Origin of the sequence: Lysobacter sp. 1R34A (assembly GCF_051217035.1) — a bacterium.
Taxonomy (GTDB): Bacteria; Pseudomonadota; Gammaproteobacteria; order Xanthomonadales; family Xanthomonadaceae; genus Lysobacter.
The window spans coordinates 1-24140 of record NZ_JBPKJP010000069.1; the positions used below are offsets into that span (position 1 = coordinate 1).

Here is a 24140-nt window from a genome sequence, read left to right on the forward strand (position 1 = left end):
GGCGGCGCGCCGATCATCATCGGCGGCCGCGGCCCCGGCGGGGGTGGCGGCAACAACAACCGCAACCGCGGCGGCGGAGCCGTTTCCGGCGCGGCGCGCCAGCGCATGCAGGAACGTTTCAACCAGCAGTTCGGCGCGTTCCGCTCGATGCTCAACGACGCTCAGCGCAAGCAATGGGACGCCGAGATCGCCAACCTGGTGACCGCGCGGCGCGTACCGCTGTACAAGCTGGTCAACGGCGAGCCGGAGCAGATCGTGGTCCGGGTCGGCGCCAGCGACGGCAGCTGGACCGAGGTCTCGGGCAACATCCGCGAAGGCGACGAGATCGTGGTCGGCAGCGGGCGCGGCGCGAAATGAGCGATGCCGCTGACGCCACCGCGGTCATCGAGACCCGCGCGCTCGGCAAGGTCTATTCGCCGGGCAGCGAGGCCGAAGTGATCGCCCTGCACGGTGTCGAGATGTCGATCGCGCGCGGCGAGTTCGTCGCGATCATGGGGCCGTCGGGGTCGGGCAAGTCGACCCTGATGAACCTGATCGGCTGCCTCGACACGCCGACCAGCGGCGTGTACCTGTGCGACGGCATCGACGTCGCCAGCCTCGACGCCGAAGAGCGCGCGATCCTGCGCCGCGACAAGATCGGTTTCGTGTTCCAGGGCTTCAACCTTCTGCCGCGCATGAGCGCGCTGGAAAACGTGGCGATGCCGATGGGCTACGCCAACGTGCCGCGCGAAGAGCGCACGCGCCGCGCCCAGGAGGCGCTGGATGCGGTCGGCCTGAGCGGCCGCGCCGGCCACCGCCCGAGCGAGTTGTCGGGCGGCCAGCAGCAGCGCGTGGCGATCGCGCGCGCCCTGATCAACCGGCCACCGATCCTGCTTGCCGACGAACCCACCGGCGCGCTCGACACCCGCACCGGCGAGGAAATCCTGGCCTTGTTCAAGCGCCTGCAGGCGGAGGACCACACCGTCGTGCTGATCACCCACGACCCGGACGTGGCCGCGCACGCCGACCGCACTTTCGTCATGCGCGACGGCGAACTGCACGTGCAGGAGGCCGGCGCATGAGCCTGATGGAAGTCCTGCGCACCGCCATCTTCGCCCTGCGCGGCAATTGGCTGCGCAGCGCGCTGACCTCGCTCGGCGTGATCATCGGCATCGCCGCGGTGATCGTGATGGTCTCGGTCGGCCAGGGCACCCAGTCGGAAATCGACAAGCTGGTTTCGGGCCTCGGCTCGAACCGGCTCGACATCAGCTCGGGCGGCGGCGGACGCGGCACCGGCGGCGTGCGCCTGAGCGCATCGAGCTTCTTCACTCTTACCGAAGCCGATGCCGAGGCGATCCGCAACGAAGTCTCGGAAGTGCAGTACGTCGCCGCCTCGCTGCGCGGCGGCACTCAGGCGGTCTATGCCGAGAACAACTGGTCGACCCAGTGGCAGGGCGTGCAGGCGGATTTCTTCGACATCAACGGCTGGACCATCGCCTCCGGCGCGAGCTTCGAGGCCCGCGACTACGGCAGCGGCGCCAAGTCGGTGATCCTGGGCGAAACCGTGCGGCGCGAACTGTTCGGCGACGAGGACGCGATCGGCCAGACCGTGCGCCTCGGCCGGGTGCCGTTCACCGTGGTCGGCACGCTCAACCCGAAGGGGCAGGGCGGCTTCGGCCAGGACCAGGACGACGTGGTGCTGGTGCCGCTGGAGACCGGGCGCCGGCGCCTGCTCGGCGCGATGGGCCTGCCGACCGGCGCGGTCATGCAGATCGCGGTCGGGGTCGGCCGCGCCGAAGACGTGGCCTATGCGCAGGAAGAAATCGAAGGACTGCTGCGCCAGCGCCACAAGATCCAGCCCGGCGGCGACGACGACTTCAGCGTGCGCAACATCGCCGAGGTGGTCGCCACCCGCACCCAGACCACGCGGCTGATGTCCCTGTTGCTCGGCGCGGTGGCGACGATCTCGTTGATCGTCGGCGGCATCGGCATCATGAACATCATGTTGGTCTCGGTGACCGAGCGCATCCGCGAGATCGGCCTGCGCATGGCGGTCGGCGCCGGCCCGAGCGATATCCAGCGCCAGTTCCTCGCCGAGGCGATGTTGATTTCGTTGATCGGCGGCGCGCTCGGCATCGCGATAGGCGTGGTCGGCACGATCCTGGTCGGCAAGTTCGGCGCCCTGCCGATCGCCTTGAACGGGCAGATCATCGCCCTGGCGGCGGGGTTCTCGATCGCTACCGGCCTGTTCTTCGGCTATTACCCCGCGCGCAAGGCCTCGCAGCTGGACCCGATCGAGGCCCTGCGACAGCAATAACGCGAGCGTCGCGACCAACGGCACGGGTGCGTGCCGCGCGTCCGTGACATCGTGCCGGCGGCGATCCGGGGTGGCCGGATCGGAACGGATCGGGTCACATCGGAGCGGACATGAGCAAGTGGTGGCTGGCGGTGTTGTTGCTGTGGCCGGTGCAGGAGGCCGCGGCGCAGGCCGGCGCGACGCCGGCGACGGTGATCGTCCTGGGCGTCGACCACGCCGCGCAACTGGTCTCCGAGCGCGATCAGCCGGCCTTGCTGGAGGCCTTCCTCGATCGCGCCCGGCCCGATGCCATCTGCATCGAGCGTGCGCCGGAAGCGTTCGCGCGCGGCGATTTCTACGAGTTCACCTACGAGGTCCAGGATGTGGCGGTGCCGTTCGCGCGCCGGCACGGGATCGAGCTGTGCCCGATCGATTGGGAGCCGCCGGCGGAGGACCAGCGGCTCGGCTTCGGCCTGAGCCTGGACGCACCGCCGGAACTGCGTCCGCTCAAGGGCTTCATGGGCTTTCTCGCGTTCGGCCAGGAAGCGTTGGCGCGCGACTTCTTCCATGCCGACGACCCGGCCAGGCTGCACAAGGTGACGAACTGGGCGGCGACCCCGGCGGCCCGCGCCAAGAACGACCTGCCGCGCCGGCTCTATCTCTACCGTACCTACCTGCAGGCGCAGCGCATCGCCGCCGCGGCGCACGCGCATCCCGGCGGCACCGTGGTGGTGGTCGTAGGCGAATTCCACAAGCACGACATCGAAGCGATCCTCAAGGACGACCCCGGCGTGCGCCTGGTGCAGCCGTCGTCGTTGGGCCGGCCCGATGCGAAGGCGGTCGCGGCGCACGACCGTCTCGAATACCGCACCGCGATCGCGAGTTTCAACCTGCTAGGCCTGCAATCGTCCGGGCCGGTGGACTACGGGTACGTCGGCCGCGCGGTGGCCGCGCTGGAAGCCGCCGGCGCGACGCCGCAGGCGCGGCTGTTCCGGGTGCGGCTGGACCGGCTGCAAGGCCGGATCGAGCGCGGCGACGCCATCGCCCGCTACCGCGCGATCGCCGCCGAGGCTGGCGATGCCCGTTTCGCCTGGACCGGCGTCAAGGACAAAGCGCGCGTGGATTCCTGGTTCGACCCCTTCGGCAACCTGGACGTACGCCGCCGCGCCCTGCTGGAGGCCGCGCGGGAATCCTGGGCCGCCGGCGATGCCGCCGCCGCGAACGAATTGCTGGACGCCTGCAGCGAAGGCCTGAGCCCCCGCCAGCGCGACCAATTGCGCGGCTATTGGCAGCGAGACGTGGCGGTGGCGAGGCCTGCGCGATAGGAGTCGAGCAGGCTCCGACGGTGCGTGTTCGCCTCGATGTTTGCCGTTCCTTTGTAGGAGCGGCCTGAGCCGCGACAAGGGACTCGCAGCGGCCGCAAGGCCGACGTTATCGATCGAAGCGTAGTGGTTTCGCAGGGTAGGAGCGGCGCAAGCCGCGACAGCGCTGCGGCGGTCTTGCGGCGCATCGTTCAAGAAAGATCAGGATCCGGATTAGATCAAGATCAAGATCAAACCCAAAGCTTCCGCCACTAAAGCGGCGGGTTACTTTCTTTTGTCATAAGCAACAAAAGAAAGGTAACCAAAGAAAAATGCTCCTTTTTGAATCAAGGGCCCGCGTGTTCGATGCATTCGCGGGGATTTTTCATACGGGACATCCCTGTCCCGATGAAAAACGGCGCGCATCCCTGCGCGCCGCCCTTCGGGTCTTCTTTGGCCTTCGCGAATGCGTGGCGACGCACAGCAACAGCCAAACAACAGAACCGGAGGGCGGCGACGCCATCCCCTGTAGGAGCGGCGTAAGCCGCGACCACGGAACGCGTAGAACCAACGAGGCCGACGCCGCCCATCGAAGCGGCGCGCTTTCGCCGGGGTAGGAGCGGCGCAAGCCGCGACCGCGAATCTGCGGCCGCCGGCGCGGGTGCGGGGTTGCGTGGTCGCGGCTCACGCCGCTCCTACAGTGGTCGGTACGCGGCGCCGTTGCCGTTGCCGTTGCCGTGATTTTGATCTGCTTTGCCGCTTTGCCGGTCACAGAAGACCCGGAGGGCGGCCCGCAGGGATGCGGGCCGTGCGCAAGCAGGCCATGGATGGCCTGTCTGGAGCATCCCTGCGTCGGCATCGATCGCGCGGGCCTGTGATTCAAAACAAAGCATTTTTCTTTGGTTACCTTTCTTTTGTTGCTTTAGACAAAAGAAAGTAACCCGCCGCTTTAGTGGCGGAAGCTTTGGGTCTGATCTTGATCTTGCCTGAGGGAGACGTCGCGAGACCGCCACAGCGCTGTCGCGGCTTGCGCCGCTCCTACCCCTGGCGAAAACTTGCCGCTTCGACGGATGACGACGGCCTCGTTACTTCTGCGCGTCCCGTGGTCGCGACTCACGTCGCTCCTACGCGGAAAGGCGCGCATCCCGTGGACCAGGCCGGCCTTTTCGGCGGCGGCCACGCAGGGCCGCCCTACGGGGCCGGGTCGATCGGTAATGCAAGACCGCAGCCGAAATCGATGTCGGTCAGCCGACATCCACGAATCTCATCAACTCCCACGACTCCCGCAACCCCTTCCGCGCCCCGCCCCGCCCGCCCCTAAAACCACGATCCGACCGCCTGCGGTCAGGGCACCCCTGCCGGGCTTGTGGCAAAATCCCCGCCCTGTAGCGGCCGTGGGCCGCGCCCGGCCCGTCCCGGCCCCGCACGATCGAGACCCGCGTCCATGCCGACCTTCGAGCCGTCTCCGCCCGAGTGCCTCCGTCGTACCGCGATCCTCCCGGTGCAGGGAATCCGCCTCCATGGCTGACGAATACGGGCATCTGCCGCGCGGTCCCGGACGCATCCTGAAAGCCGCCACCTGGTCGTTCCAAGGGCTGCGCGCGGCCTGGCTGCACGAGTCCTCGTTCAGGCTCGAGGTCTATCTGTTCCTGGTCCTGGCGCCGGTGGGCTGGTGGTTCGGCGAAAGCGGGGTCGAGCGGGTGCTGCTGATCGGCTCGATCCTGCTGGTGTTGAGCGTGGAGCTGCTCAATTCCGCGGTCGAGGCCGTCATCGAGCGCTACGGCCCGGAGTTCCACGAGCTGGCCGGACGCGCCAAGGACATGGGTTCGGCGGCGGTGTTCGTGCTGCTGATGAACGTGCTGTTGACCTGGGCGGCGATCCTCGGCCCGCGCTTGTGGACGCATCTGCTGGGCTGAGCGCGCCCGCGCATGCATTGCGGCCGGCCTCGTCGCCGGCCGTCCCGGGCCGCCTAGGCGGCCCACCGGCACGCCCCCGCGGCGCGCCGTCTGCGGGTCCGGCCCGCGGTTTCTTCGTTATCGACATCTTGAGGTATGCCGCACGTGATTGAATTGCTGACCGATCCGCAAGTCTGGATCACCCTGATCACCCTGAGCGCGATCGAAATCGTGCTGGGCATCGACAACCTCGTCTTCATCTCCATCGCGGTCAGCAAGCTGCCCTACGAGAGCCGCGAGAAGGCGCGCAAGTTCGGCATCGCGGTGGCCTGCATCTCGCGCATCGCGCTGCTGCTGACCCTGGCCTGGCTGGCCGGCCTGACCAACGATCTGTTCAGCGTGTTCGGCCAGGGCATCTCGGTGCGCGACCTGGTGCTGATACTCGGCGGCGCCTTCCTGCTGGTGAAGGGCTCGATGGAGGTCAAGGACCTGATCGTCGGCGAAGACGAATCCGAAGACGTGCACACCAAGCCGGCGGCTTCGTTCATGGCGGTGATCGCCCAGATCGCGGTCATCGACATCGTGTTTTCGCTGGACTCGGTGATCGCCGCGGTCGGCATGGCCAACCACACCCCGGTCATGGTCGCCGCGATCCTGCTCGCCGTGGCGGTGATGCTGCTGGCGTCCAAGCCGCTGGGCTATTTCATCGACCACAACCCGACCATCAAGATGCTGGCGCTGGCCTTCATCGTCCTGGTCGGCGTGTACCTGATCGCCGACGGCCTGGAAGTGCATATCCCGAAGGGCTACATCTACGGCGCGATGGGCTTCTCGGCCCTGGTCGAATGCCTGAACCTGTGGGCGAAGAAGCGCGCCGCGCGGCGCGTCAGCGCCGAGTAACCGGCGTCGGGCGGCCCGGGCCGCCGTCGAACGCAGCGCAGGGCCGGCAAGCGATTGCCGGCCCTGTCCGTTTGCGGCGGTCCGCTCCATGCGCCCGGACCCGCAGGCGTCGTCACACCGCGTCCATTGCGCCGGCCGGCGGCCGATGCTGGAATGCGGCCGTCACCCAGCAGGAGTCCGCGCCATGTTCCGAGCCTTGATCGTGCTTGCGCTGACCGCGCTGCTCAGCGGCTGCGGCTACAACACCATCCAGCAGAAGGACGAGGCGGTCGCCGCGGCCTGGTCGCAGGTGCTCAACGTCTACAAGCGCCGCGCGGACCTGGTGCCGAACCTGGTGGCGACGGTGAAGGGCTATGCCAGCCACGAGCAGCAGGTGCTGACCCAGGTCACCGAGGCGCGCGCCAAGGTCGGCAGCATCAATGTGGACGCCAACAATCCCGAGTCGCTCAAGCAATTCGAGCAGGCCCAGGGCGAGTTGCGCGGGGCGATCGGGCGCCTGCTCGTGGTCAGCGAGAACTACCCGCAGCTCAAGGCCGACCAGGGCTTCCTGAGCCTGCAGACCCAACTCGAAGGCACCGAGAACCGGATCACGGTCGAGCGCCAGCGCTATATCGGCGCGGTCCAGGACTACAACACCTACATCCGCCAGTTCCCGACCAACCTTACCGCGAAGCTGTTCGGCTATTCGACCAAACCCAACTTCACCGTCGAAAACCCGGCCGAGATCCAGCAGGCGCCGAAGGTCGATTTCGGCCAGCCGGCGCCGGCCGCGCAGCCCGCCCCGGCCCAGCCTGCTCCAGCCCAACCTGCTCCCGCCCAGCCCGCTCCGGCGCAGGGCTGATCGCCGGCCGATGTCGGCGCTTCCGGCACGCGCAGGCGGGTCCGCACGCGGCACGCTGATCGGCTGGGCCGCGGCCTGGCTGAGTCTGCTGCTGTGGGCGTCGGCCGCATGGCCGGCGCTGGCGCAGACGCTCGCGCCCATCCCGGCGATGACCTCGCCGGTGGTCGACACCACCGGCACGCTCGATGCCGACACGCGCGCGCGGCTGGAAGCGCAGGCGCGCGAGCTGCAGCAGCGCAAGGGCAGCCAGTTGCAGGTGCTGATGGTGGCGAGCACCGCGCCCGAGGAAATCGAGCCATACGCGGTGCGCGCCTACGAGCGGTTCAAGCTCGGCCGCAAGGATGTCGACGACGGCGTGCTCCTGGTCGTGGCCAAGGACGACCGGCGCGTGCGCATCGAAGTCGGCTACGGCCTGGAGGGCGCGATTACAGACGCCCAGTCCGGCCGCATCATCCAGGAATACCTCGCGCCGAAATTCCGCAGCGGCGATTACGCCGGCGGCCTGACCGACGCGACCGCCATGCTGGTCAAGCTGATCGACGGCGAACCCCTGCCGCCGCCGATGGCGCGGCAGACGCAGGACCACGGCAACGGCGGCGAGCAGGGCTGGGTGCTCGCCTTCTTCATCGCGATTTTCGGCGGGCAGGTCGTACGCGCCGTGCTCGGCCGGCTGCCGGCGCTGGTGCGCGGGCTGGCCTCCGGACTGGTCGTCGGCGGCATCGCCTGGTTGCTGGCGCTGGCCTGGTGGCTGGTCGGCCTGACCGCGCTGGTCGGCCTGTTCGTCGGCCTGCTCGGCGGCGGCGGTGGGCAGTTCGTCCGCAGCGGCGGATGGGGCGGTTACGGTGGCGGTGGCTGGGGCGGCGGCGGTGGAGGCGGCGGAGGCGGCTGGTCGGGCGGCGGCGGTTCCAGCGGAGGCGGCGGCGCCTCGGGGAGTTGGTGATGCGTTGGCTCCGTCATCTGTGCGCGCCCTCGGCGCGGCGGCTGTTTCCCGAGGCTGCCCTGCAGCGCATCGCCGAAGCCATCGCGGCAAGCGAGGCGCGCCACCACGGCCAAGTCTGTTTCGCGGTCGAAGAACGCCTGTCGCTGCGACAACTGGCCGCCGGCGTGGACGCACGCGCGGCCGCGCAGGCCGCCTTCGCCCAACTGCGGGTCTGGGACACCGCCGGCAACAGCGGGGTACTGCTGTATCTGCTGCTGGCCGACCATCGCATCGAGATCGTCGCCGACCGCGGCTATGCCGCGCGGGTCGGGCCCGAACGCTGGCAGGCGGTCTGCGACGGCATCCAGCAGGCCCTGAGCGCGGGCGCCGCCGAGGCAGCGGTGCTCGGCGGCATCGCCGCCCTGTCCGATATCGTCGCCGAACACTTTCCGCGCGAGCGCGGCGCGCCCGGCGACGGCAACGAATTGCCGGATCGCCCGGTCCTGCTGTAACCGGCTCGGCCGGCGACGGAGGCTTCGGCGCGGCCGTCCGCCCGCATCGGCCACGCGCGAGTTTGCCGCATGGGCCGGATCGCTGCCGAAACACTGTGTCCGTGCCGGTTTCCGGGGCCGGGCGGCGCTCCGGGTACGGGCCGCGTGGGGCACAATACGACGGTCATCGTCCCTCAAGAATCGTCCGCCGCATGACCATCCTGCACCAGATCGACCCGATCGCGATCTCTCTCGGCCCGCTGCAAGTCCATTGGTACGGGATCATGTATCTGCTCGGTTTCGTCACCGCCTGGTGGCTGGGGCGACGCCGGATCCGCGACGGGCGCCTGCCCGGCGTCGGCGAGCAGGCCTACGGCGATCTGCTGTTCTACGCCATGCTCGGCGTGGTGCTGGGCGGCCGCATCGGCTACGTGGTGTTCTACAACTTCGCCGAACTGCTCAAGGATCCCTTGATGCTGTTCCGCATCTGGGAAGGCGGCATGAGTTTCCACGGCGGCCTGCTCGGGGTGATGGCCGCGGCGCTGTGGTGGTCGCACCGCCAACGCACGCATTTCTTCGACGTGATGGACTTCGTCGCGCCGCTGGTGCCGCCCGGCCTGGGCTTCGGCCGCCTCGGCAACTACATCGGCGGCGAGTTGTGGGGCAAGCCCACCGAGGCCGGCTGGGGAGTGATCTTCCCGCGCGCGCCGGAGTTCGCCGGCTGGACCGCCGAACAGTTGCAGACCCAGTTCGCCGGCGGCGGTCTCGACCGTTTCGCCCGCCATCCTTCGCAGCTCTATCAAGCGCTGCTCGAAGGCCTGGTGATGTTCGTGGCGCTGTGGTGGTTCTCGAGCAAGCCGCGCCCGCGCTATGCGGTGTCCGGCTTGTTCGCGCTGCTGTACGGCTGCTTCCGTTTCCTGGTCGAGTTCGTGCGCGTGCCCGATGCGCAGATCGGCGACCACGGCTACCTCGCGTTCGGCTGGCTGACCATGGGCCAGGTGCTGAGCGTGCCGCTGATCGTCCTCGGCCTGTTCTGGCTGTGGCTGTCGACGCGTTCGCCGACCCTGCGGCCGCAGCCGCTCGCGGCCGAACCGGCGAAGGGCTGAGACCATGCAACAGTACCTCGACCTGCTACGCCACGTGCTGGAACACGGCACCGAGAAATCCGACCGCACCGGCACCGGCACGCGCAGCGTGTTCGGCTGGCAGCTGCGCTTCGACTTGAACGCCGGCTTCCCGCTGGTCACCACCAAGAAACTGCACCTGCGCTCGATCGTCCACGAGCTGCTGTGGTTCCTCAAGGGCGAGACCAACACGGCGTACCTGAAAGAACACAAGGTCAGCATCTGGGACGAGTGGGCCGATGCCGACGGCGAACTCGGTCCGGTCTACGGCAAGCAGTGGCGTCGCTGGGCCGGCGCCGAGGGCGTCGAGATCGACCAGATCCGCTGGGTGATCGACGAGATCCAGCGCAATCCCGATTCGCGCCGCCTGATCGTCAGCGCCTGGAACGTCGCCGACCTGCCGCGGATGGCGCTGATGCCCTGCCATGCGCTGTTCCAGTTCTACGTCGCCGACGGCAAACTCAGCTGCCAGCTGTACCAGCGCAGCGGCGACATCTTCCTCGGCGTGCCGTTCAACATCGCCAGCTACGCGCTGCTGACCCACATGGTCGCGCAGGTCTGCAGCCTGGGCGTCGGCGATTTCGTCCATACCCTCGGCGATGCGCATCTGTACTCCAACCACTACGAGCAGGCGCGCGAACAGCTCGCGCGCACGCCGCGCGCGCTGCCGAGCTTGAAACTCAATCCCGAAGTCCGCGACATCTTCGATTTCGGCTACGACGACATCGCGATCGAAGGCTACGACCCGTTGCCGGCGATCAAGGCGCCGGTCGCGGTCTGAGCCGGCCGCCGCGCGACCGTGCTAGACGCGGTTTGAACGTGCGCCGGATTAGTGTGACCGCTTCCGGCGCCGCCGTTGGCGCCGCAGGAGCGATCATGCTGCGACCTTCCATTGCCGGCCCGTGCCTGGCCCTGTCGATCGCGCTTGCTGCGAGCGCATGCGGGACGACGAGCGAGCGCGCCGATCGTCGGCCGGCCGCGGCGCCGGCTACGGCCGACGACACGGCTCGCAGCGATGCGGCCGCCGCCGCGTTCTATCGCGCTCATCTGCGCGGTTATGGCGAAGACGGTGCGCCGGCCATGTCCGGCTTCGCCTCGGGCCTGCCGCGCGGCGCGCGCCTGGCCGCCTACCGGCCGCTGTTGACTCGCGCCTTGTGGCAACGCCTGGAGCGTGCGCAACGCGCACAAACCGCGTTCATTGCCGCGCATCCGGACCTGAAGCCGCCTCTGATCGAAGGCGATGTATTCAGCAGTGCGGCGCAGGACGAAATGATTCTTTCGTTCGCGCTGGGCCGGCGCACCGCTATGAGCGTCGACGCCGAGCGTGTGCAGATCCTGCTGACCGGCAGCGACTTGCCCAAGGGGCAGGGCCCCGGGCGGCAGTGGCGCGACGATGCGCTGATGCGGCGCGAGGACGGAGTGTGGAAACTCGACGATATCGAGTTCGACACCGCCGATGGCTCCACTCCGCGTACTCGCTTATCGAAGATTCTCGACGAGGCTTTGCAATGACCGCATCGGTAACTCCGCGCCTGAGCCTGATCGCCGCACTCGACCGCAACCACGCCATCGGCCGCGACAATGCCTTGCCGTGGCGCCTGTCCGACGACCTCAAACGCTTCAAGGCGCTGACCCTCGGCAAGCCGCTGCTGATGGGGCGCAAGACCGCGCAGTCGCTCGGCCGCGCCTTGCCGGGCCGGCGCAATCTGGTGTTGACCCGTTCCGGCGAAGTGCCGTTCGCCGGCATGGAGGCGGTGGGTTCGGTCGAGCAGGCATTGGAACTGGCGCAGGCCGACGGCGCCGGCGAGTTGTGCGTGATCGGCGGCGGCGAGGTCTATGCGCTGTGCCTGGCCGCTGCCACGCGTCTGTACCTGACCCGGGTCGATACCGAAGTGGACGGCGCCGACGCCTTTTTTCCGCGCTTCGATGCGGCCGAGTGGCGAGTGGTCTCGCGCGAGGCGCATGCCGCCGACGCGCGCAACGAGTTCGGGTTCGAGTTCGTCGATTATCTGCGGTTGGGAATGGACTGACGGAGAGTCCGTAACGGGCGGCTCTGGATCCCCGCCTTCGCGGGATGACGGCACTAGCGCGCCAGGCTCGCGCTGCCGCGCTCCAGCCGCGGCCGATAGTGGCCGGTGATGGCGTAGTCGAACAGCAGGTCGTCTTCCTGGGTGCCGCGGGCGATGTTGTGCAGGATCAGCGGCCGGCCCCGGTAGGATTTGCGGTCGGAGACGATGCCGATGTGCGGCACGCCGCGGCCGAGGTCCCAGGTGACCAGATCGCCGGGCCGGTAGTCGGCGGCGCGGTCGCTGACCGGCAGCGACCAGCGCTGGCGCTCGAACCAGCGGCGCAGGTTGGGCACGCGGCGGTGATCGATGCTGCGGTCGGTCGCGGTCGCGCGCCACATCGCCGGATAGGCGGCGAAGTTCGCGCGCATGTCTTCGTGCACGGCCTGCTGCAGGTCGAGCCCCTGGGTGCGCAGGGCGCGGATCACCACGTCGGTGCAGACGCCGCGATCGGCGGCGACGTCGCCGCCCGGATAGGACAAGCGCACATAGGCCGGGTCGTAGAGACGGGTCACGCCGATCTGCGCGCGCGCGGCGGCGACCAGGGGCGGCGACGGCGTGCGGGTGGCCGCGTCGCCCGCCAGCGGCGAAGCCTGGGCGCTGCCGTTCTCCGGCCCGGTCGCTCCCGGCGCCGGCTCCTGCGGCGCGCGCGAGAAGGCCGCAGCGAACATCAGCGCGGCGGCAGCCGCGATCGCGCAAGCGGTGGATCGCCGTCCCTGGCGCATCGGCTCAGCCCTGGTTCTGCGGCTGGCGCGGCGGGCGAGGCCGCGGCGGATTGGCCGGCACGTCGCGCCCGGGCACCTGCACCAATCGCAGTTCGTCGGTGTCGAGCTGCAGCGCGGTCAGCTTGCCGCCCCAGACCGCGCCGGTGTCGATCGCATGCACGCCATGGCCGATGAAAAGGCCGAGGGTGGACCAGTGCCCGCAGACGATCTTGAGGTCGCGCTCGGCGCGGCCCGGCACTTCGTACCAGGGGTAGAGGCCGACCGGCTGGGTGCCCGGGCTGCCTTTGTCCTCGAAGGCGATGCGGCCGCGCGGCGTGCAATAACGCAGGCGGGTGAAGATGTTGATGATCGCGCGGTGGCGATCGATGCCGGCCAGCTTGGGATTCCAGGCCGGGCGGTCGCCGTACATGTTCTTGAGCAAGCGCCGGTACTGGTCGCCGTGCAGCCGCTCCTCGACCTCGCGCGCATGGCGCTCGGCCATGCCGGTGGTCCACTTCGGCGCCAGGCCGGCGTGCACCATCATCCAGCCGAGCTTGCGGTCGACCTGGACCAGCTTCTGCATGCGCAGCCAGCCGAGCAGTTCGTTGCGGTCCTCGGCCAGGACGATGCGCTGCAGGTCGGGATTGACCTTGCGCTGTTCTTCCTCGGTGCGCTCGCCGATCGCGAGCAGCGACAAGTCGTGGTTGCCGAGGACGACGATGCTGCTCTGGCGCAGCGAATGCACCAGGCGCAGGGTCTCCAGCGACTGCCCGCCGCGGTTGACCAGATCGCCGCAGAACCACAGCGTGTCGCGCGCCGGATCGAACGCGATCCGTTCCAGCAAGCGCTGGGTCGCGTCGTAACAGCCCTGGAGGTCGCCTATTGCCCAAACGCTCATACGTGGTCCGCGCTCAATGCAGGGTGCGCGGGATGGTGAGCGTGAACGGCGGAATCTGCGCGTCGAAGCGGGTGCCGTCGTCGGCGACCATCGCGTAACTGCCTTCCATCGTTCCCAGGCTGGTTTCCAGCACGGCGCCCGAGGTGTACTCGTAGTCGTCGCCCGGACGCAACCACGGTTGTTCGCCCACCACGCCTTCGCCGCGCACTTCCTGCACCTTGCCGTTCGCGTCGGTGATGACCCAGTGGCGCGACATCAGGCGCGCGGGAATCTTGCCGGCGTTGCGGATATGGATGGTGTAGGCAAAGACGTAGCGGTCCTGCTCCGGTTCGGACTGATCGTCCAGGTAGCGGGTCGCCACGTCGATGTCGAAAGCGTAGTCGTGGTGGTGTTCCATGGCGGCAGTTTAAGCAAAGCGGGCATGAAGCGGGAATGAGTCGTGAAAATAACCGCAGCGCCCCGGAATTACCGGCCGAAATCTCCGGCCGAAATCGTCGGGCAAAATCGCCGGCCCGTACGAGCCGGCCGCAGGCCGTGATAATCGGTGAGCGGGCCTCGGTGAAAACCGCGGGGTAGATAATCGCCGCCGATCGCGGTCTGCGGCGCGACCCCGCTCGGGCGCGGGGCGCATCGGGCCGGCGCCTGGCGCACGCAACGCCGCGGGACGCGCCGTGCCTTCGCAGCGGGCATACGCCCGCGCTCGGACGTGCCGTACCGGCGCTAGTTCCGGCCCGGCTCGGCCAGGACTGCGCCGCTGGTGGCGAGCGAGTTGGCCAGCGTCACGAAATCGGCGACCTCGATCTGCTCGGCGCGCGCGTCCGGGCGCAGCCCGGCGGCTTCGATCGCAGCGCCGTCGCAGACCTGCGACAACGCATTGCGCAGGGTCTTGCGGCGCTGGCCGAAGGCGTCGCGGACCACCCGCGCGAACAGCGCACGGTCGACGATGCCGATCTTGTCGGGCGCGTGCGGGATCATCCGCACCACCGCCGAATCGACCTTCGGCGGCGGACGAAACGCGCCCGGCGGGACATCGAACAGGGCGATCACCTGGCAATACGCCTGCAGCATCACGCTGAGGCGGCCGAAGACCTTGCTGCCGGGGCCGGCGGCCATGCGGTCGACCACCTCCTTCTGCAGCATGAAGTGCATGTCGCGGATCGCCGCGGCATGGTCGAGCGCATGGAACAGGATCGGCGAGGACAGGTTGTAGGGCAGGTTGCCGACCAGGCGGATCTTGTCCTCGTTGGCCAGCGCGGTGAAATCCACGGTCAGCACGTCGCGGTGGATCACTTCCAGGGTGCCGTGGGCGCGCGCGCCGTCGGTCAAGGGAAAGATCAGGTCGCGGTCGAACTCGATCACGGTCAGTTCGCCGTGGCGGTCGAGCAGGGGGAAGGTGATCGCGCCCTGGCCGGGGCCGATCTCGACCAGGCGGTCGCCGGGCTTGGGGTCCACCGCGTGCACGATCATGGCGATGATGCCGCCGTCGTGCAGGAAGTGCTGGCCCAAATGTTTCTTGGCCTCGGGCTTGAAGCCCTTGGCGTGCGATCTGGCCGTGCCGGTCATGGCGTGCCTCCGGACGTGCTGCGGCGGGTGCGCGCGATGCGCGCGCAGGTTTCGGCGGCGGCGATCAGGCTGGACGGATCGGCCAGGCCGCGGCCGGCGAGGTCGAGCGCGGTGCCGTGATCGACCGCGACGCGCGGATAGGGTAGTCCCAGGGTCATGTTCACCGCACGCTCGAAGCCGCTGTACTTGAGCACCGGCAGGCCCTGGTCGTGGTACATCGCCAGCACCGCGTCGAAGCCGCGCAGCTTGGCCGGCAGGAAGGCGGTGTCGGCCGGCAGCGGGCCGACCAGGTTCAGGCCCTCGGCGCGCAGCGCCGCCAGCACCGGCTCGATGACCTCGATCTCCTCGCGGCCCATGTGGCCGGCCTCGCCCGCGTGCGGGTTGAGGCCGAGCACGGCGAGGATCGGTGCGGCGATGCCGAAGTCGCGACGCAGCGCCGCCTCGACGATGCGCAGGGTGCGGGCCAGCGCGACCGGCTCGATCGCGTCGGCGACCGCGCGCAGCGGCAGGTGGGTGGTGGCCAGGCCGACCCGGACGATGTCGTTGGCGAGCATCATCACTACCTCGCAGCCGGCCTGGTCGGCGAGCAGCTCGGTGGTGCCGGTGTAGGCGATGCCGCCCTCGTTGATCACCGCCTTGTGCACCGGGCCGGTGACCAGGCCGTCGAACTCTCCGCGCAGGCAACCCTCGGCGCCGGCGCGCAGCGCGCCGATCACCGCTGTGGCGTTACGCGGCTCGGGCTGGCCGAAGGCGGGGACGACGGCGTTGGGCAGGTCGACCAGGGCCAGTTCGCCGGGAGCCCGCGAGGGGCGGTCCGGCGGCAGCAGGGTCAGAGGCAGGCCGAGTGCGTCGGCAGCGGCGCGCAGGCTGCGCGCATCGGCGAAGGCGACCAGGTCGTAGTCGCGCGGCTGCTGGAGCAGCCGCAGGCAGAGCTCCGGCCCGACGCCGGCCGGCTCGCCCGGCACCAGCGCGAGCCGGGGCAGGGTCACCTCAGCCGCCGGAGGCGGCCGGCTTGGCCGGTTCCGCCGGTGCGGCGTTTTCTTCCGCGGCCTTGCCGATGCGGAAGTCGACGAAGGCTTCGCCGCGCTTCTCGCGCAGGTAGCGGTTCCACTCTTCCTCGAGCTTGCGGCGGCCGATGGTCTCCTGGACCTGGGCGCGCTTGCTCTGGTCGGCGACGTCGCTCTGGCGGCTGCCGATGCGCTGGACGATGTGATAACCGGCCTGGCTGTGGATCGGCTGGGAAATTTCGTTGTCGGCCAGCGCCGCGACGGCGCCGCCGAACTCGGGACCGAACTCGTCCTGGGTGAACCAGCCCAGATCGCCGCCCTTGGCCTGCGAGGCCAGGTCTTCGGAGCTTTCCTTGACCACGTCCTCGAACTTGGCCCCGCCGGCGATGCGTGCGCGCAGGGTCTCGGCCTTGGCCTTGGCCTGCGCTTCGCTGACGGTGTCGCTGATGCGGACCAGGATGTGGCGGGCGTTGTACTGGGTGACCAGCTTCGGCCCGGACTGCGAGGCGTCGCGGACTTCGACCAGCTTGAGCAACTGGAAGCCGCTCGGGCCGCGGATCGGCTCGGTGACCTGGCCGGCGCTCATCTTGCGCATCAGCTCGGCGAACGCGGCCGGGATTTCGTCGAGGCCGCGCCAGCCCAGATCGCCGCCTTCCAGCGCATTGGGGCTGTCGGAATAGCGCACGGCGGCGGCGTTGAAGTCCATCTCGCCCTTGTCGATCAGCGCCTTCACGCCTTCGACCTTCTTCTGCGCGGTCGCGATCTGCTCGGGCGTGGCGCCTTCGGGCAGGGCGATCAGGATGTGGGCGAGGTGGTACTGGGTGCCGGTGTTGGCCTGCGCGGCCAGGGCCGCGTCGATCTCGGCGTCGCTGACCGAAATGCGGGTCTGGGCGAAGCGCTGGCGCAGGCGCTGGACCAGCAGTTCGTCGCGGATCGAGCTGCGGAAGTCGTTATAGGAGCTGCCGTCGCGGGCCAGCTGCTGGCGCAGCTGGTCGACGCTGATCTTGTTGGAGGCGGCGATGTTGCCGATGGCCTGATCGATTTCCTGATCGGTCACCCGCACGCCGGTGCCCTGGGCCTGGGCGACCTGGATCTTGAGCAGGATCAGGCGCTCGAGCACCTGGCGCTCGAGCACGTCGCGCGGCGGCAACTGATCGGTGCGGCCGGCGTACTGGCTCATGATGTTGGCGATGGCGCGGTCGAGCTCGGTCTTGAGGATCACGTCCTCGTCCACCACCGCCGCGATGCGGTCGATCGGCTGCAGATCCTGGGCCCGGACGTTCCCGCCGAACAGCAGGCCGGCGGCCAGCAGACTTGCCAAAACCGGGCTCGCCAGGAGCGGGCTCGCGAAGAATTTGTTCATAGGGTCGGTTCGAGAGTCGAGTCGGCGTCGTCGCCGCGATTTTGGCGGCTGACCGTGGGAGACGGCGGCGCCAGATACAGGTCGTCGCGGTTATAGCCGAGAATAGCACGGCGCAAAACGCGCTCCGTGTTCTGGCCGGCGGAGCCTAGGCCCTTGAGCTCGAACTCCACCTGAAGCGAGCTGTTGAGGTCTTCGGAGCGGTTGCGCTGGTAGCGGCGAGCGATCAGGCGGACCGCCAGGCAGCAGCTTTCCCACTGCACGCCGGCGATCTGTTCGAGCGCGCGCTTGTCCTTGATCGAGTAGTAGTAGCGGCCGACCACGCTCCAGTTGTCGTTGATCGGATACAGGAACGAGAAATCGGCCTGCTCGAACAGGTCGCGCCTGTCCTTCGGCGCGGTCGGCGAGACCGACAGATCGCGACGATAGCGGTAGCCGAAGTTGACCACGCCGTTGTTGCCGAACAGATAGCGCGCACGCAGGCTGGCGAGATCCTCGCTGCGCAGCTTGGGGTCCCACTGGTAGGTCGCGTTGATCGTCCAGCGGTCGCTCGGCGACACGCTGACATCGGCGACCCAGGCCGACTTGCCCTGCTTGATCGGGGTTTCGGCGCCGGCGACGACGCGGATGTCGTCGAAGTACTGGATCTGGCCGATGCTCGCCGCCAGCCGCTCGCGGCCGTCGTCCTGGCTGATCAGGCGGGTGGTCAGGGCGGTGGTGAGCTGGTTGGCGTCGGTCTGGCGGTCGGCGCCGGTGTAGCGGTTGTCGCGGAACAGCGCGCCCCAGCTGAACGACATCGGGTTGGTGTCGAACAGCGGCATGCCGGCCTGGTCGCGATACGGCGCGCGCAGGTAGAACACGCGCGGTTCCAGGGTGTGCAGGTAGTGGTCGCCGCGGATTTCGGTCTCGCGATCGAAATACATGCCCGCGTCGATCGAGGTGATCGGCACGCTGCGGTTCGGCGACTTGTCGTAGAAGCTGCGCACCAGCTCCGGAGTGTTGGGCACGGTCGGGTTGGCGGCGACGAAGGCCGCGGCCTGCTGCTCGGCCATCTGCTCGGCCATGCCGCGTTCCAGCTCGTAGGCGGTGTAGCGCCAGGCCAGCTTCGGGCGGATGAACCAGCTGGCGCCTTCGAGCGGGAAGCTGATGAAAGGCTTGACGTCGAAGCGGCTGCCGCCGGGCATGTCGCGGCGCAACCCGACCGGCGCGTTGGGATCGCCGGGGGTGAACTTGACGTCCTCGTGCTGGAAACGCACGGCCTCGGTGTCGACGCCGGCTTCGACCCACTTGCCGAACGGCTGCGCCCAATGGAAGGTCGCGCGCGGCAGGCGGTCGTAGGCCAGCGAATTCTCCTGCAGGGTGAAGTCGGCCAACTGGTTGTGGTCGGCGATCAGGCTCGCGTCCCAGTAGCGGCCGCGGCCGTACAGGCCGATTTCGCTGCGCAGCGAGATCGCCGACTGGCCGTAGAGGCTGTTGCTGAAGTCCTGCAGGTAGTACTTGTCGCTGACCCAGGCCAGGTTGGCCGCGGCGTACCAGGTGCCGTCGAGACGGTGGGTGGTCTTCAGCGCGAACTCGCCGCGGTTCTTCTCCGGCATGCGGTCGCGCGGGATCTGGAACGGGCCCGGCGGGTCGCGGCGGTAGTCGGTGTAGCGGCCCGGGTCGTTGCCGGCCAGGTCGTCGTTCGGCATCCAGTTGCCCGAGACCTCGCCGGAACCGCTGCCGTACAGCCAGCGGAACTCGCCGCCCATGGCCACGCCGCGCTTGCTCATGTAGCGCGGATACAGGGTGGCGTCGTAGTTCGGCGCCAAGTTGAGGTAGATCGGCTGGCGCCAGTCGAAACCGTTCTTGCCCGACAGGCCGATGTTCGGATACAGCAGGCCGGTGCGGCGGCGGTCGTCGACCGGGAACACGAACCAGGGCACGTACAGCACCGGCACCTTGCCGATGCGCAGGGTGGCGTTGCGCGCCACGCCCATGCCCTCGGCGGTGTCGATGTCGATGCGGTGGGCGCGCAGCTCCCAGGAGCGCTGGTTCGGCGCGCAGGTCGAATAGGTCGAGCCGTGCAGGGCGCCCTTGGCGCCGTTGAGCTCGATGCGCTCGGCCCCGCCGTTGCCGCGGCGCGCGGTCAGCTGGTACTCGACGTCCTCGATCCGGTGCTGGTCGGCGTTCTGGTCGCCCTCGGCGCGCTCGGCGACCAGGCGCATGCTCGAGTCCTGGTAGCGGACATGGCCCTCGGCCGTGTACTTGCCCGATTCCTGGTGGTAGCTGAGCTTGTCGGTGCCCAGGAACTGGTCGCCGCGGCTCAAGCGCACATTGTCCTGGACGACGATGTTGTCGTCGGTGCCGGCCCGCTGCAGGGTGCCGCCGTCGATATCGGTCGGCTGTTCGGCGCGTTGTTCGGCGGTGCCGGTCGGGGCCGGGGCGTCGTCGAAGGACGGCACCGCGTCGATCAACGGGCACAGGCCCCAGTTCTCGTTGTCGTCCGCCGCATAAGCGGGCAGGGCGATGGCGATGCACAGCGACAACGGGAGCAGGCGAAGGGGTTTGCGCACGCGAGCATCCGGTGGACGGAAAAACGGTCGTTAGCTTGCCGTATCCCTTGCAAGCGGGCAACGCGGGCGCCATCTAAGCGGCATCGGCGTTCATTTTCCCCGAACGCGACCGCCCCCACGGAGGAGTCATGAGCCAGCACCCCAGTCCGCCCCCGGCACCGGTCGAGAAGAGCGAAGCTGAATGGCGCGAGCAGCTCTCCCCCGAGCAATACGCCGTCTGTCGTTGCTCGGCGACCGAGCGGGCCTTCACCGGGCGCTTCTGGAACCACAAGGAGGCCGGTACCTACACCTGCGCCGCCTGCGGCGAGGCCCTGTTCTCCTCGCAGGCCAAGTACGACTCCGGCAGCGGCTGGCCGAGTTACTGGCAGCCCTTGCGGCCCGAAGCGGTGGCCGAGGTCGCCGACGAGAGTCACGGTATGCGCCGGATCGAGGTCAAGTGCGCGCGCTGCCAGTCGCACCTGGGCCACGTGTTCCCGGACGGCCCGAAGCCGACCGGCCTGCGCTACTGCATCAACTCCGCGGCGCTGGGGTTCGAGCCGGAGCCGGCGGCAGGCTGATGCCGGGCCCGGGTGCGCCCGGCCCTTCTTAAGGCGTCGGGTAGCCCCCGATCGCGGCCCGGGCCGCTCCTGCCCCGGCGAGGACACCCAGCTTCGGCGGACGACGACGGCCTCGTCACCCCCGTACATTCCGCGGTCGCGACTTACGTCGCTCCTACAGGGGCGAGTGCGCGGGATTTGCGGTGCTGGGGCTGGCCTTTTAGGAGCGGCGTGAGTCGCGACCACGGCCTCTCTCGCCGGCCGGCATCCTAAGGGTAGGAGCGGCGCAAGCCGCGACCGTGATCCCCAAGCCGGTGCGTCCCTGTCGCGGTTCGCGGCGCCTAAACCTTCGATCTGCTCCGCCCTGGCCCTTGCTCTGGCGCTAGCCGTGCGCCGCCTCGACCTAGCGAAGGCCATGGAAGACCCGGAGGGCGGCGCGCAGGGATGCGCGCCGTTTTTCATCGGGACGAGGATGTCCCGTATGAAAAATCACCGCGTATGCATCGAGCGCGCGGGCCCTTGATTCAAAGAAAAGCACTTTTCTTTGGTTAGCTTTCTTTTGTTGCTTATGACAAAAGAAAGTAACCCGCCGCTTTAGTGGCGGAAGCTTTGGGTTTGATTTTGATTTGAAATTTTCGGATCGAGACGCCGCGAGACCGCCGCAGCGATGTCGCGGCTTGCGCCGCTCCTACCCTGCGAAACCACTACGCTTCAATCGATAACGTCGGCCTTGCGGTCGCTGCGAGTCCCTTGTCGCGACTCACGTCGCTCCTACAAAGGCCGGGGACCCTACAACGCATGCCACGAATCCACTGGAGCGACGCAAGTCGCGACCGCGCCCTTCACTCCATCAAGGCGCCCACATGCGCCACCGCGCTCTCGCGCAGCGCCGCCAGGTCGTAGCCGCCTTCGAGCATCGACACCACCCGTCCGAGCGCGTGGCGCTCGGCGATCGCGACCAGCTCGCGGGTAATCCAGGCGAAGTCCTCGCCGTCGAGTTCGACCTGGGCCAGCGGATCGCGGCGGTGGGCGTCGAAGCCGGCGGAGATCAGCACCAACTGCGGACGGAACGCGTCGATGGTCGGCAGCAGGTGCTCGCGCCAGACCTTGCGGAAGCCTGCGCTGCCGGTGCCGGCCGGCAGCGGGGCGTTGATGATGTTGCCGATGCCGCGTTCGTGGGCGTAGCCGGTGTCCGGATACAGCGGCATCTGGTGCGAGCTGACGTACAGCACCCGCGGGTCGGTGTCGAAGATCGCCTGGGTGCCGTTGCCGTGATGGACGTCGAAATCGATCACCGCCACCCGCTCCAGGTGGTGTTTTTCGCAGGCATGGGCGGCGGCGACGGCGATGTTGTTGAACAGGCAGAAGCCCATCGCGGCATCGCCGGTGGCGTGGTGACCGGGCGGGCGCACCGCGCAGAACACGCGCTTGTCCTCGCCCTTGATCACGCTGTCGACCGCGGCGATGCCGGCGCCGGCGGCGCGCAGTGCGGCCTCGGCCGAGCCGGGCGCGAGCACGGTGTCGGGGTCGAGCGCCATCGGGCCGTCGACCTGGGTATCGAGGATCAGCGAGAGCAGGGCGTCGCCGTGCGCGCGCAGCAACTGGCCGCGGCTGGCGCCGGGCGCTTCGCGCCAGTCGAGCGAAGGATAGGCCTCGCGCAGCGCTTCGGTGACGGCGACCAGACGCAACGGCCGCTCGGCATGACCCGGACCCGGGTCGTGGCGCGTGCAGGCCGGATGCGTGTAGATGCGCATCGCTAGCCCTTGCGGCGCTCGTGGTTCCACAGCACCTCGCCGTGGCCGCTCGCGCGCGCCAGCACGCGGGCCAGCACGAATAGCAGGTCGGAGAGGCGGTTGAGATAGCGCACCGCTTCCGGGCGCACGCTGTCCAGCCGCGCCAGGGCGACGGTTTCGCGCTCGGCGCGGCGCACCACAGTGCGGGCGATGTGGCAGCGCGCCGCGGCCTCGCCGCCGCCGGGCAGGATGAAATCCTTCAGCGGCGGCAGTTCTTCGTTATGGCCGTCGAGCCATTGTTCGAGGCGGTCGATGTCGGCGTCGAAGATCGCCGCATGGCCGGGAATGCACAGCTCGCCGCCGAGGTCGAACATCTGGTGCTGGATCGCCACCAGCTGTTCGCGGATGGCGTCCGGCAATTCGCTGGCGAGCACCAGGCCGATCGTCGAATTGGCCTCGTCGACCGTGCCGTAGGCGGTGACCCGGGCCGAGTCCTTGGCGATGCGGCTGCCGTCGCCGAGGCCGGTGCTGCCGTCGTCGCCGGTGCGCGTATAGATTTTCGAGAGACGGTTGCCCATCGATCGAGGCGCGCGGTCAGAGCTTGCGGGCGCCGTCGGAGTGCGTCGCCGACGCCTTCGACTTGGCCGCGGACGCGGCGATGACCTGGACCACTGCGGCGATGCCGACATAGGTCGCGGTCGTCTGCAGGTAGGGCAACAGCCACTGGGCGTAGTTGGCGGCCCAGCCGGCGACGCTCTTGTCGGCGACCGAGTCCGACAGCCAGTAGAAGCTGCCCTGGCTCAGCAATTGGCAGACCACGGTCGAGGCGAGCAGGGCGACCACGGTCAGGCCGAGCGTGCCCCAGTTGCGCCGGTAGTTGCGCGAGACCCACAGGCCGCCGGCCCACATCGAGAAATAGGCCGGGACCAGGAACCAGTACGCCGCCGAGACGCAGTAGTGGTCCCAGAAGCTGATGCCCTGGCGGGAAATCACCGCGTAGTCGACGACCACGGCCAGCGCCATCAGCGCCGGGAAGGCCCAGCGGGTCCACTGGCGCAGATAGAAGCCGCCGATGAAGAACACCGCCCACGAGGCGTCGGGGATCGGCGTCCAGTGATTGACGCGGGTGGCGACCATCAGCAGGGCCAGCAAGGCCAGGACGAGGCTGCGTTGGGTGTTCGGCTTCATGACTGTGGCTCCTGACGCCGGACTGGCGCGCCAATCCGCCCATTCTAAGGAACCTGCGGCGAAAGTGCCGGTTTGCGTCCCGGGGTGAACGGATCGCAGCGCGATCCGGTGCTAAGTGCTTGATCCTTGGCGACGAAGAGCGACCCGTGCACAAGATCCTGGCCGCCTCCGACAGACTCGCCGCGGGCGCGGTCGTATCATGAACGCATGAATCCAGTCGTAGACACCCCCGAGGGGCAGGCGCCGGCTGCGGCGACGCCCGCTCCCGTCACGCCCGCTCCCGCCACACCCGCTTCCGCCACATCCGCCGCGGACGAATCCGCGGTGTATGCCAGCCACGACGTCCTGATCGTCGGCGGTGGCCTGGTCGGCGCCAGTCTCGCCATCGCGCTGGACCGGCTCGGCCTCGATGTCGGCCTGGTCGAGGCGGCGCCCCCGGGCGCCTTGCCGGCGGTGTTCGACGAACGCAACCTGAGTTTCGCCGAAGCCACCGTCAACGCCCTGACCGCCCTCGGCGTGCTGGCCAAGCTGCGCGCGCCGACCGGTTCGATCCGGCGCATCCACATCAGCCGCCGCGGCGACTTCGGCCGCGCGGTGCTCGAAGCCGAGCGCTACGGCCGCGAGGAATTCGGCCGGATCGTGGTCGCGCGCGATTTCGGCGAGGCGCTGGAAGCGCGCCTGGCCGAACTGCCGCGCCTGCAGCGCTACCGCCTGGTACGTTTCGTGGGCCTGGCCGACGGCGACCCGGCCTGGCGCGCGATCCGCGTCGCCGACGGCGCCGGCGAGC

The 24140-nt window shown here is 68.9% G+C and carries 24 protein-coding genes and 1 pseudogene; 15 read left to right on the forward strand and 10 right to left on the reverse strand.

Going from position 1 to position 24140, the window contains the following annotated elements:
* The 13 genes and pseudogenes from ACSAMQ_RS14620 to ACSAMQ_RS14680 all read left to right on the forward strand — a co-directional run.
* Nucleotides 1–357 (forward strand): annotated as a pseudogene (locus ACSAMQ_RS14620) (efflux RND transporter periplasmic adaptor subunit); the annotation flags it as partial.
* Nucleotides 354–1061 carry an ABC transporter ATP-binding protein gene (locus ACSAMQ_RS14625; RefSeq protein ID WP_435396347.1) on the forward strand — a complete coding sequence of 236 codons (708 nt, stop codon included), beginning with the start codon at nucleotides 354–356 and terminating at the stop codon, nucleotides 1059–1061. The pseudogene ACSAMQ_RS14620 and the gene ACSAMQ_RS14625, both read left to right, overlap by 4 nt.
* Nucleotides 1058–2296, forward strand: coding sequence for an ABC transporter permease (locus ACSAMQ_RS14630; protein ID WP_435396348.1), 1239 nt, complete (start codon nucleotides 1058–1060; stop codon nucleotides 2294–2296). The genes ACSAMQ_RS14625 and ACSAMQ_RS14630 overlap by 4 nt, the downstream gene beginning before the upstream one ends.
* 110 nt (nucleotides 2297–2406) lie before the next feature.
* Nucleotides 2407–3600 carry a hypothetical protein gene (locus tag ACSAMQ_RS14635; protein ID WP_435396349.1) on the forward strand — a complete coding sequence of 398 codons (1194 nt, stop codon included), beginning with the start codon at nucleotides 2407–2409 and terminating at the stop codon, nucleotides 3598–3600.
* A gap of 1496 nt (nucleotides 3601–5096) precedes the next feature.
* Nucleotides 5097–5492 (forward strand): diacylglycerol kinase, encoded by a 396-nt coding sequence (locus ACSAMQ_RS14640; protein WP_435396350.1) that lies wholly within the window; start codon nucleotides 5097–5099, stop codon nucleotides 5490–5492.
* 135 nt (nucleotides 5493–5627) lie between these two features.
* Nucleotides 5628–6371, forward strand: a complete 744-nt coding sequence (locus ACSAMQ_RS14645; RefSeq protein WP_435396351.1) for a TerC family protein — start codon at nucleotides 5628–5630, stop codon at nucleotides 6369–6371.
* A gap of 184 nt (nucleotides 6372–6555) precedes the next feature.
* Nucleotides 6556–7212: a LemA family protein gene (locus ACSAMQ_RS14650; RefSeq protein ID WP_435396352.1), complete on the forward strand. Its 657-nt coding sequence runs from the start codon at nucleotides 6556–6558 to the stop codon at nucleotides 7210–7212.
* A 58-nt stretch (nucleotides 7213–7270) separates the two neighbouring features.
* Nucleotides 7271–8152: a TPM domain-containing protein gene (locus ACSAMQ_RS14655; protein ID WP_435396368.1), complete on the forward strand. Its 882-nt coding sequence runs from the start codon at nucleotides 7271–7273 to the stop codon at nucleotides 8150–8152.
* A complete protein-coding gene (locus ACSAMQ_RS14660) occupies nucleotides 8152–8643 on the forward strand; it encodes a TPM domain-containing protein (RefSeq protein ID WP_435396353.1) in 492 nt (163 codons plus the stop codon). The genes ACSAMQ_RS14655 and ACSAMQ_RS14660 overlap by 1 nt, the downstream gene beginning before the upstream one ends.
* A 191-nt stretch (nucleotides 8644–8834) precedes the next feature.
* A complete protein-coding gene (lgt, locus tag ACSAMQ_RS14665) occupies nucleotides 8835–9728 on the forward strand; it encodes a prolipoprotein diacylglyceryl transferase (RefSeq protein ID WP_435396354.1) in 894 nt (297 codons plus the stop codon).
* A 4-nt stretch (nucleotides 9729–9732) separates the two neighbouring features.
* Complete coding sequence (locus tag ACSAMQ_RS14670) at nucleotides 9733–10527, forward strand: thymidylate synthase (protein ID WP_435396355.1); 795 nt, start codon at nucleotides 9733–9735, stop codon at nucleotides 10525–10527.
* A gap of 53 nt (nucleotides 10528–10580) precedes the next feature.
* On the forward strand, nucleotides 10581–11258 hold the full coding sequence (locus ACSAMQ_RS14675) for a hypothetical protein (RefSeq protein ID WP_435396356.1): 678 nt from the start codon (nucleotides 10581–10583) through the stop codon (nucleotides 11256–11258).
* The gene (locus tag ACSAMQ_RS14680; protein ID WP_435396357.1) at nucleotides 11255–11776 is read left to right on the forward strand and encodes a dihydrofolate reductase; all 522 of its coding nucleotides are present in this window, start codon (nucleotides 11255–11257) and stop codon (nucleotides 11774–11776) included. Before ACSAMQ_RS14675 ends, ACSAMQ_RS14680 begins: the two co-directional genes overlap by 4 nt.
* A gap of 53 nt (nucleotides 11777–11829) precedes the next feature.
* On the opposite strand, the gene ACSAMQ_RS14685 is transcribed toward ACSAMQ_RS14680, so the two are convergent.
* The 7 genes from ACSAMQ_RS14685 to lptD form a co-directional block, all read right to left on the reverse strand.
* Nucleotides 11830–12483, reverse strand: a complete 654-nt coding sequence (locus ACSAMQ_RS14685) for a DUF1287 domain-containing protein (RefSeq protein WP_435396369.1) — start codon at nucleotides 12481–12483, stop codon at nucleotides 11830–11832.
* Between the two features lie 58 nt (nucleotides 12484–12541).
* Entirely contained in the window at nucleotides 12542–13414 is an 873-nt protein-coding gene (locus ACSAMQ_RS14690) for a symmetrical bis(5'-nucleosyl)-tetraphosphatase (RefSeq protein ID WP_435396358.1), read from the reverse strand.
* Nucleotides 13415–13427: 13 nt separating this feature from the next.
* Nucleotides 13428–13811 carry a Co2+/Mg2+ efflux protein ApaG gene (gene apaG / locus ACSAMQ_RS14695; protein ID WP_031373882.1) on the reverse strand — a complete coding sequence of 128 codons (384 nt, stop codon included), beginning with the start codon at nucleotides 13809–13811 and terminating at the stop codon, nucleotides 13428–13430.
* A 323-nt stretch (nucleotides 13812–14134) separates the two neighbouring features.
* The gene (rsmA, locus tag ACSAMQ_RS14700; RefSeq protein WP_435396359.1) at nucleotides 14135–14977 is read right to left on the reverse strand and encodes a 16S rRNA (adenine(1518)-N(6)/adenine(1519)-N(6))-dimethyltransferase RsmA; all 843 of its coding nucleotides are present in this window, start codon (nucleotides 14975–14977) and stop codon (nucleotides 14135–14137) included.
* On the reverse strand, nucleotides 14974–15966 hold the full coding sequence (pdxA, locus tag ACSAMQ_RS14705) for a 4-hydroxythreonine-4-phosphate dehydrogenase PdxA (protein WP_435396360.1): 993 nt from the start codon (nucleotides 15964–15966) through the stop codon (nucleotides 14974–14976). The genes rsmA and pdxA overlap by 4 nt, the downstream gene beginning before the upstream one ends.
* Nucleotide 15967: 1 nt before the next feature.
* Nucleotides 15968–17347, reverse strand: coding sequence for a peptidylprolyl isomerase (locus ACSAMQ_RS14710; protein ID WP_435396361.1), 1380 nt, complete (start codon nucleotides 17345–17347; stop codon nucleotides 15968–15970).
* Nucleotides 17344–19896: an LPS assembly protein LptD gene (gene lptD, locus ACSAMQ_RS14715; RefSeq protein ID WP_435396362.1), complete on the reverse strand. Its 2553-nt coding sequence runs from the start codon at nucleotides 19894–19896 to the stop codon at nucleotides 17344–17346. The genes ACSAMQ_RS14710 and lptD overlap by 4 nt, the downstream gene beginning before the upstream one ends.
* 128 nt (nucleotides 19897–20024) lie before the next feature.
* Here lptD and msrB point away from each other — a divergent pair, with 128 nt between their 5' ends.
* Nucleotides 20025–20453, forward strand: a complete 429-nt coding sequence (msrB, locus tag ACSAMQ_RS14720; protein ID WP_435396363.1) for a peptide-methionine (R)-S-oxide reductase MsrB — start codon at nucleotides 20025–20027, stop codon at nucleotides 20451–20453.
* An 821-nt stretch (nucleotides 20454–21274) separates the two neighbouring features.
* Here msrB and ACSAMQ_RS14725 read toward each other — a convergent pair.
* Genes ACSAMQ_RS14725 through ACSAMQ_RS14735 form a run of 3 tightly spaced genes read right to left on the reverse strand, consistent with a single transcriptional unit; the run spans nucleotide 21275 to nucleotide 23353 of the window.
* Nucleotides 21275–22186 (reverse strand): histone deacetylase family protein, encoded by a 912-nt coding sequence (locus ACSAMQ_RS14725; protein ID WP_435396364.1) that lies wholly within the window; start codon nucleotides 22184–22186, stop codon nucleotides 21275–21277.
* Between the two features lie 2 nt (nucleotides 22187–22188).
* Nucleotides 22189–22743: a cob(I)yrinic acid a,c-diamide adenosyltransferase gene (locus tag ACSAMQ_RS14730; RefSeq protein ID WP_435396365.1), complete on the reverse strand. Its 555-nt coding sequence runs from the start codon at nucleotides 22741–22743 to the stop codon at nucleotides 22189–22191.
* 16 nt (nucleotides 22744–22759) lie between these two features.
* Nucleotides 22760–23353 carry a hypothetical protein gene (locus ACSAMQ_RS14735; RefSeq protein ID WP_435396366.1) on the reverse strand — a complete coding sequence of 198 codons (594 nt, stop codon included), beginning with the start codon at nucleotides 23351–23353 and terminating at the stop codon, nucleotides 22760–22762.
* Nucleotides 23354–23677: 324 nt separating this feature from the next.
* On the opposite strand from ACSAMQ_RS14735, the gene ACSAMQ_RS14740 reads away from it, so the two are divergent.
* The coding region (locus tag ACSAMQ_RS14740) for an FAD-dependent monooxygenase (RefSeq protein WP_435396367.1) at nucleotides 23678–24140 on the forward strand (463 nt) is incomplete at its 3' end.

Excerpts from the sequence above, each read along its gene's own strand:
- ACSAMQ_RS14625 (WP_435396347.1), top strand. The coding sequence starts at position 354 with ATGAGCGATGCCGCTGACGCCACCGCGGTCATCGAGACCCGCGCGCTC.
- ACSAMQ_RS14630 (WP_435396348.1), top strand. The coding sequence starts at position 1,058 with ATGAGCCTGATGGAAGTCCTGCGCACCGCCATCTTCGCCCTGCGCGGC.
- ACSAMQ_RS14635 (WP_435396349.1), top strand. The coding sequence starts at position 2,407 with ATGAGCAAGTGGTGGCTGGCGGTGTTGTTGCTGTGGCCGGTGCAGGAG.
- ACSAMQ_RS14640 (WP_435396350.1), top strand. The coding sequence starts at position 5,097 with ATGGCTGACGAATACGGGCATCTGCCGCGCGGTCCCGGACGCATCCTG.
- ACSAMQ_RS14645 (WP_435396351.1), top strand. The coding sequence starts at position 5,628 with ATGCCGCACGTGATTGAATTGCTGACCGATCCGCAAGTCTGGATCACC.
- ACSAMQ_RS14650 (WP_435396352.1), top strand. The coding sequence starts at position 6,556 with ATGTTCCGAGCCTTGATCGTGCTTGCGCTGACCGCGCTGCTCAGCGGC.
- ACSAMQ_RS14660 (WP_435396353.1), top strand. The coding sequence starts at position 8,152 with ATGCGTTGGCTCCGTCATCTGTGCGCGCCCTCGGCGCGGCGGCTGTTT.
- lgt (WP_435396354.1), top strand. The coding sequence starts at position 8,835 with ATGACCATCCTGCACCAGATCGACCCGATCGCGATCTCTCTCGGCCCG.
- ACSAMQ_RS14670 (WP_435396355.1), top strand. The coding sequence starts at position 9,733 with ATGCAACAGTACCTCGACCTGCTACGCCACGTGCTGGAACACGGCACC.
- ACSAMQ_RS14680 (WP_435396357.1), top strand. The coding sequence starts at position 11,255 with ATGACCGCATCGGTAACTCCGCGCCTGAGCCTGATCGCCGCACTCGAC.
- ACSAMQ_RS14685 (WP_435396369.1), bottom strand. The coding sequence starts at position 12,483 with ATGTTCGCTGCGGCCTTCTCGCGCGCGCCGCAGGAGCCGGCGCCGGGA.
- ACSAMQ_RS14690 (WP_435396358.1), bottom strand. The coding sequence starts at position 13,414 with ATGAGCGTTTGGGCAATAGGCGACCTCCAGGGCTGTTACGACGCGACC.
- apaG (WP_031373882.1), bottom strand. The coding sequence starts at position 13,811 with ATGGAACACCACCACGACTACGCTTTCGACATCGACGTGGCGACCCGC.
- rsmA (WP_435396359.1), bottom strand. The coding sequence starts at position 14,977 with ATGACCGGCACGGCCAGATCGCACGCCAAGGGCTTCAAGCCCGAGGCC.
- ACSAMQ_RS14710 (WP_435396361.1), bottom strand. The coding sequence starts at position 17,347 with ATGAACAAATTCTTCGCGAGCCCGCTCCTGGCGAGCCCGGTTTTGGCA.
- msrB (WP_435396363.1), top strand. The coding sequence starts at position 20,025 with ATGAGCCAGCACCCCAGTCCGCCCCCGGCACCGGTCGAGAAGAGCGAA.
- ACSAMQ_RS14725 (WP_435396364.1), bottom strand. The coding sequence starts at position 22,186 with ATGCGCATCTACACGCATCCGGCCTGCACGCGCCACGACCCGGGTCCG.
- ACSAMQ_RS14730 (WP_435396365.1), bottom strand. The coding sequence starts at position 22,743 with ATGGGCAACCGTCTCTCGAAAATCTATACGCGCACCGGCGACGACGGC.
- ACSAMQ_RS14735 (WP_435396366.1), bottom strand. The coding sequence starts at position 23,353 with ATGAAGCCGAACACCCAACGCAGCCTCGTCCTGGCCTTGCTGGCCCTG.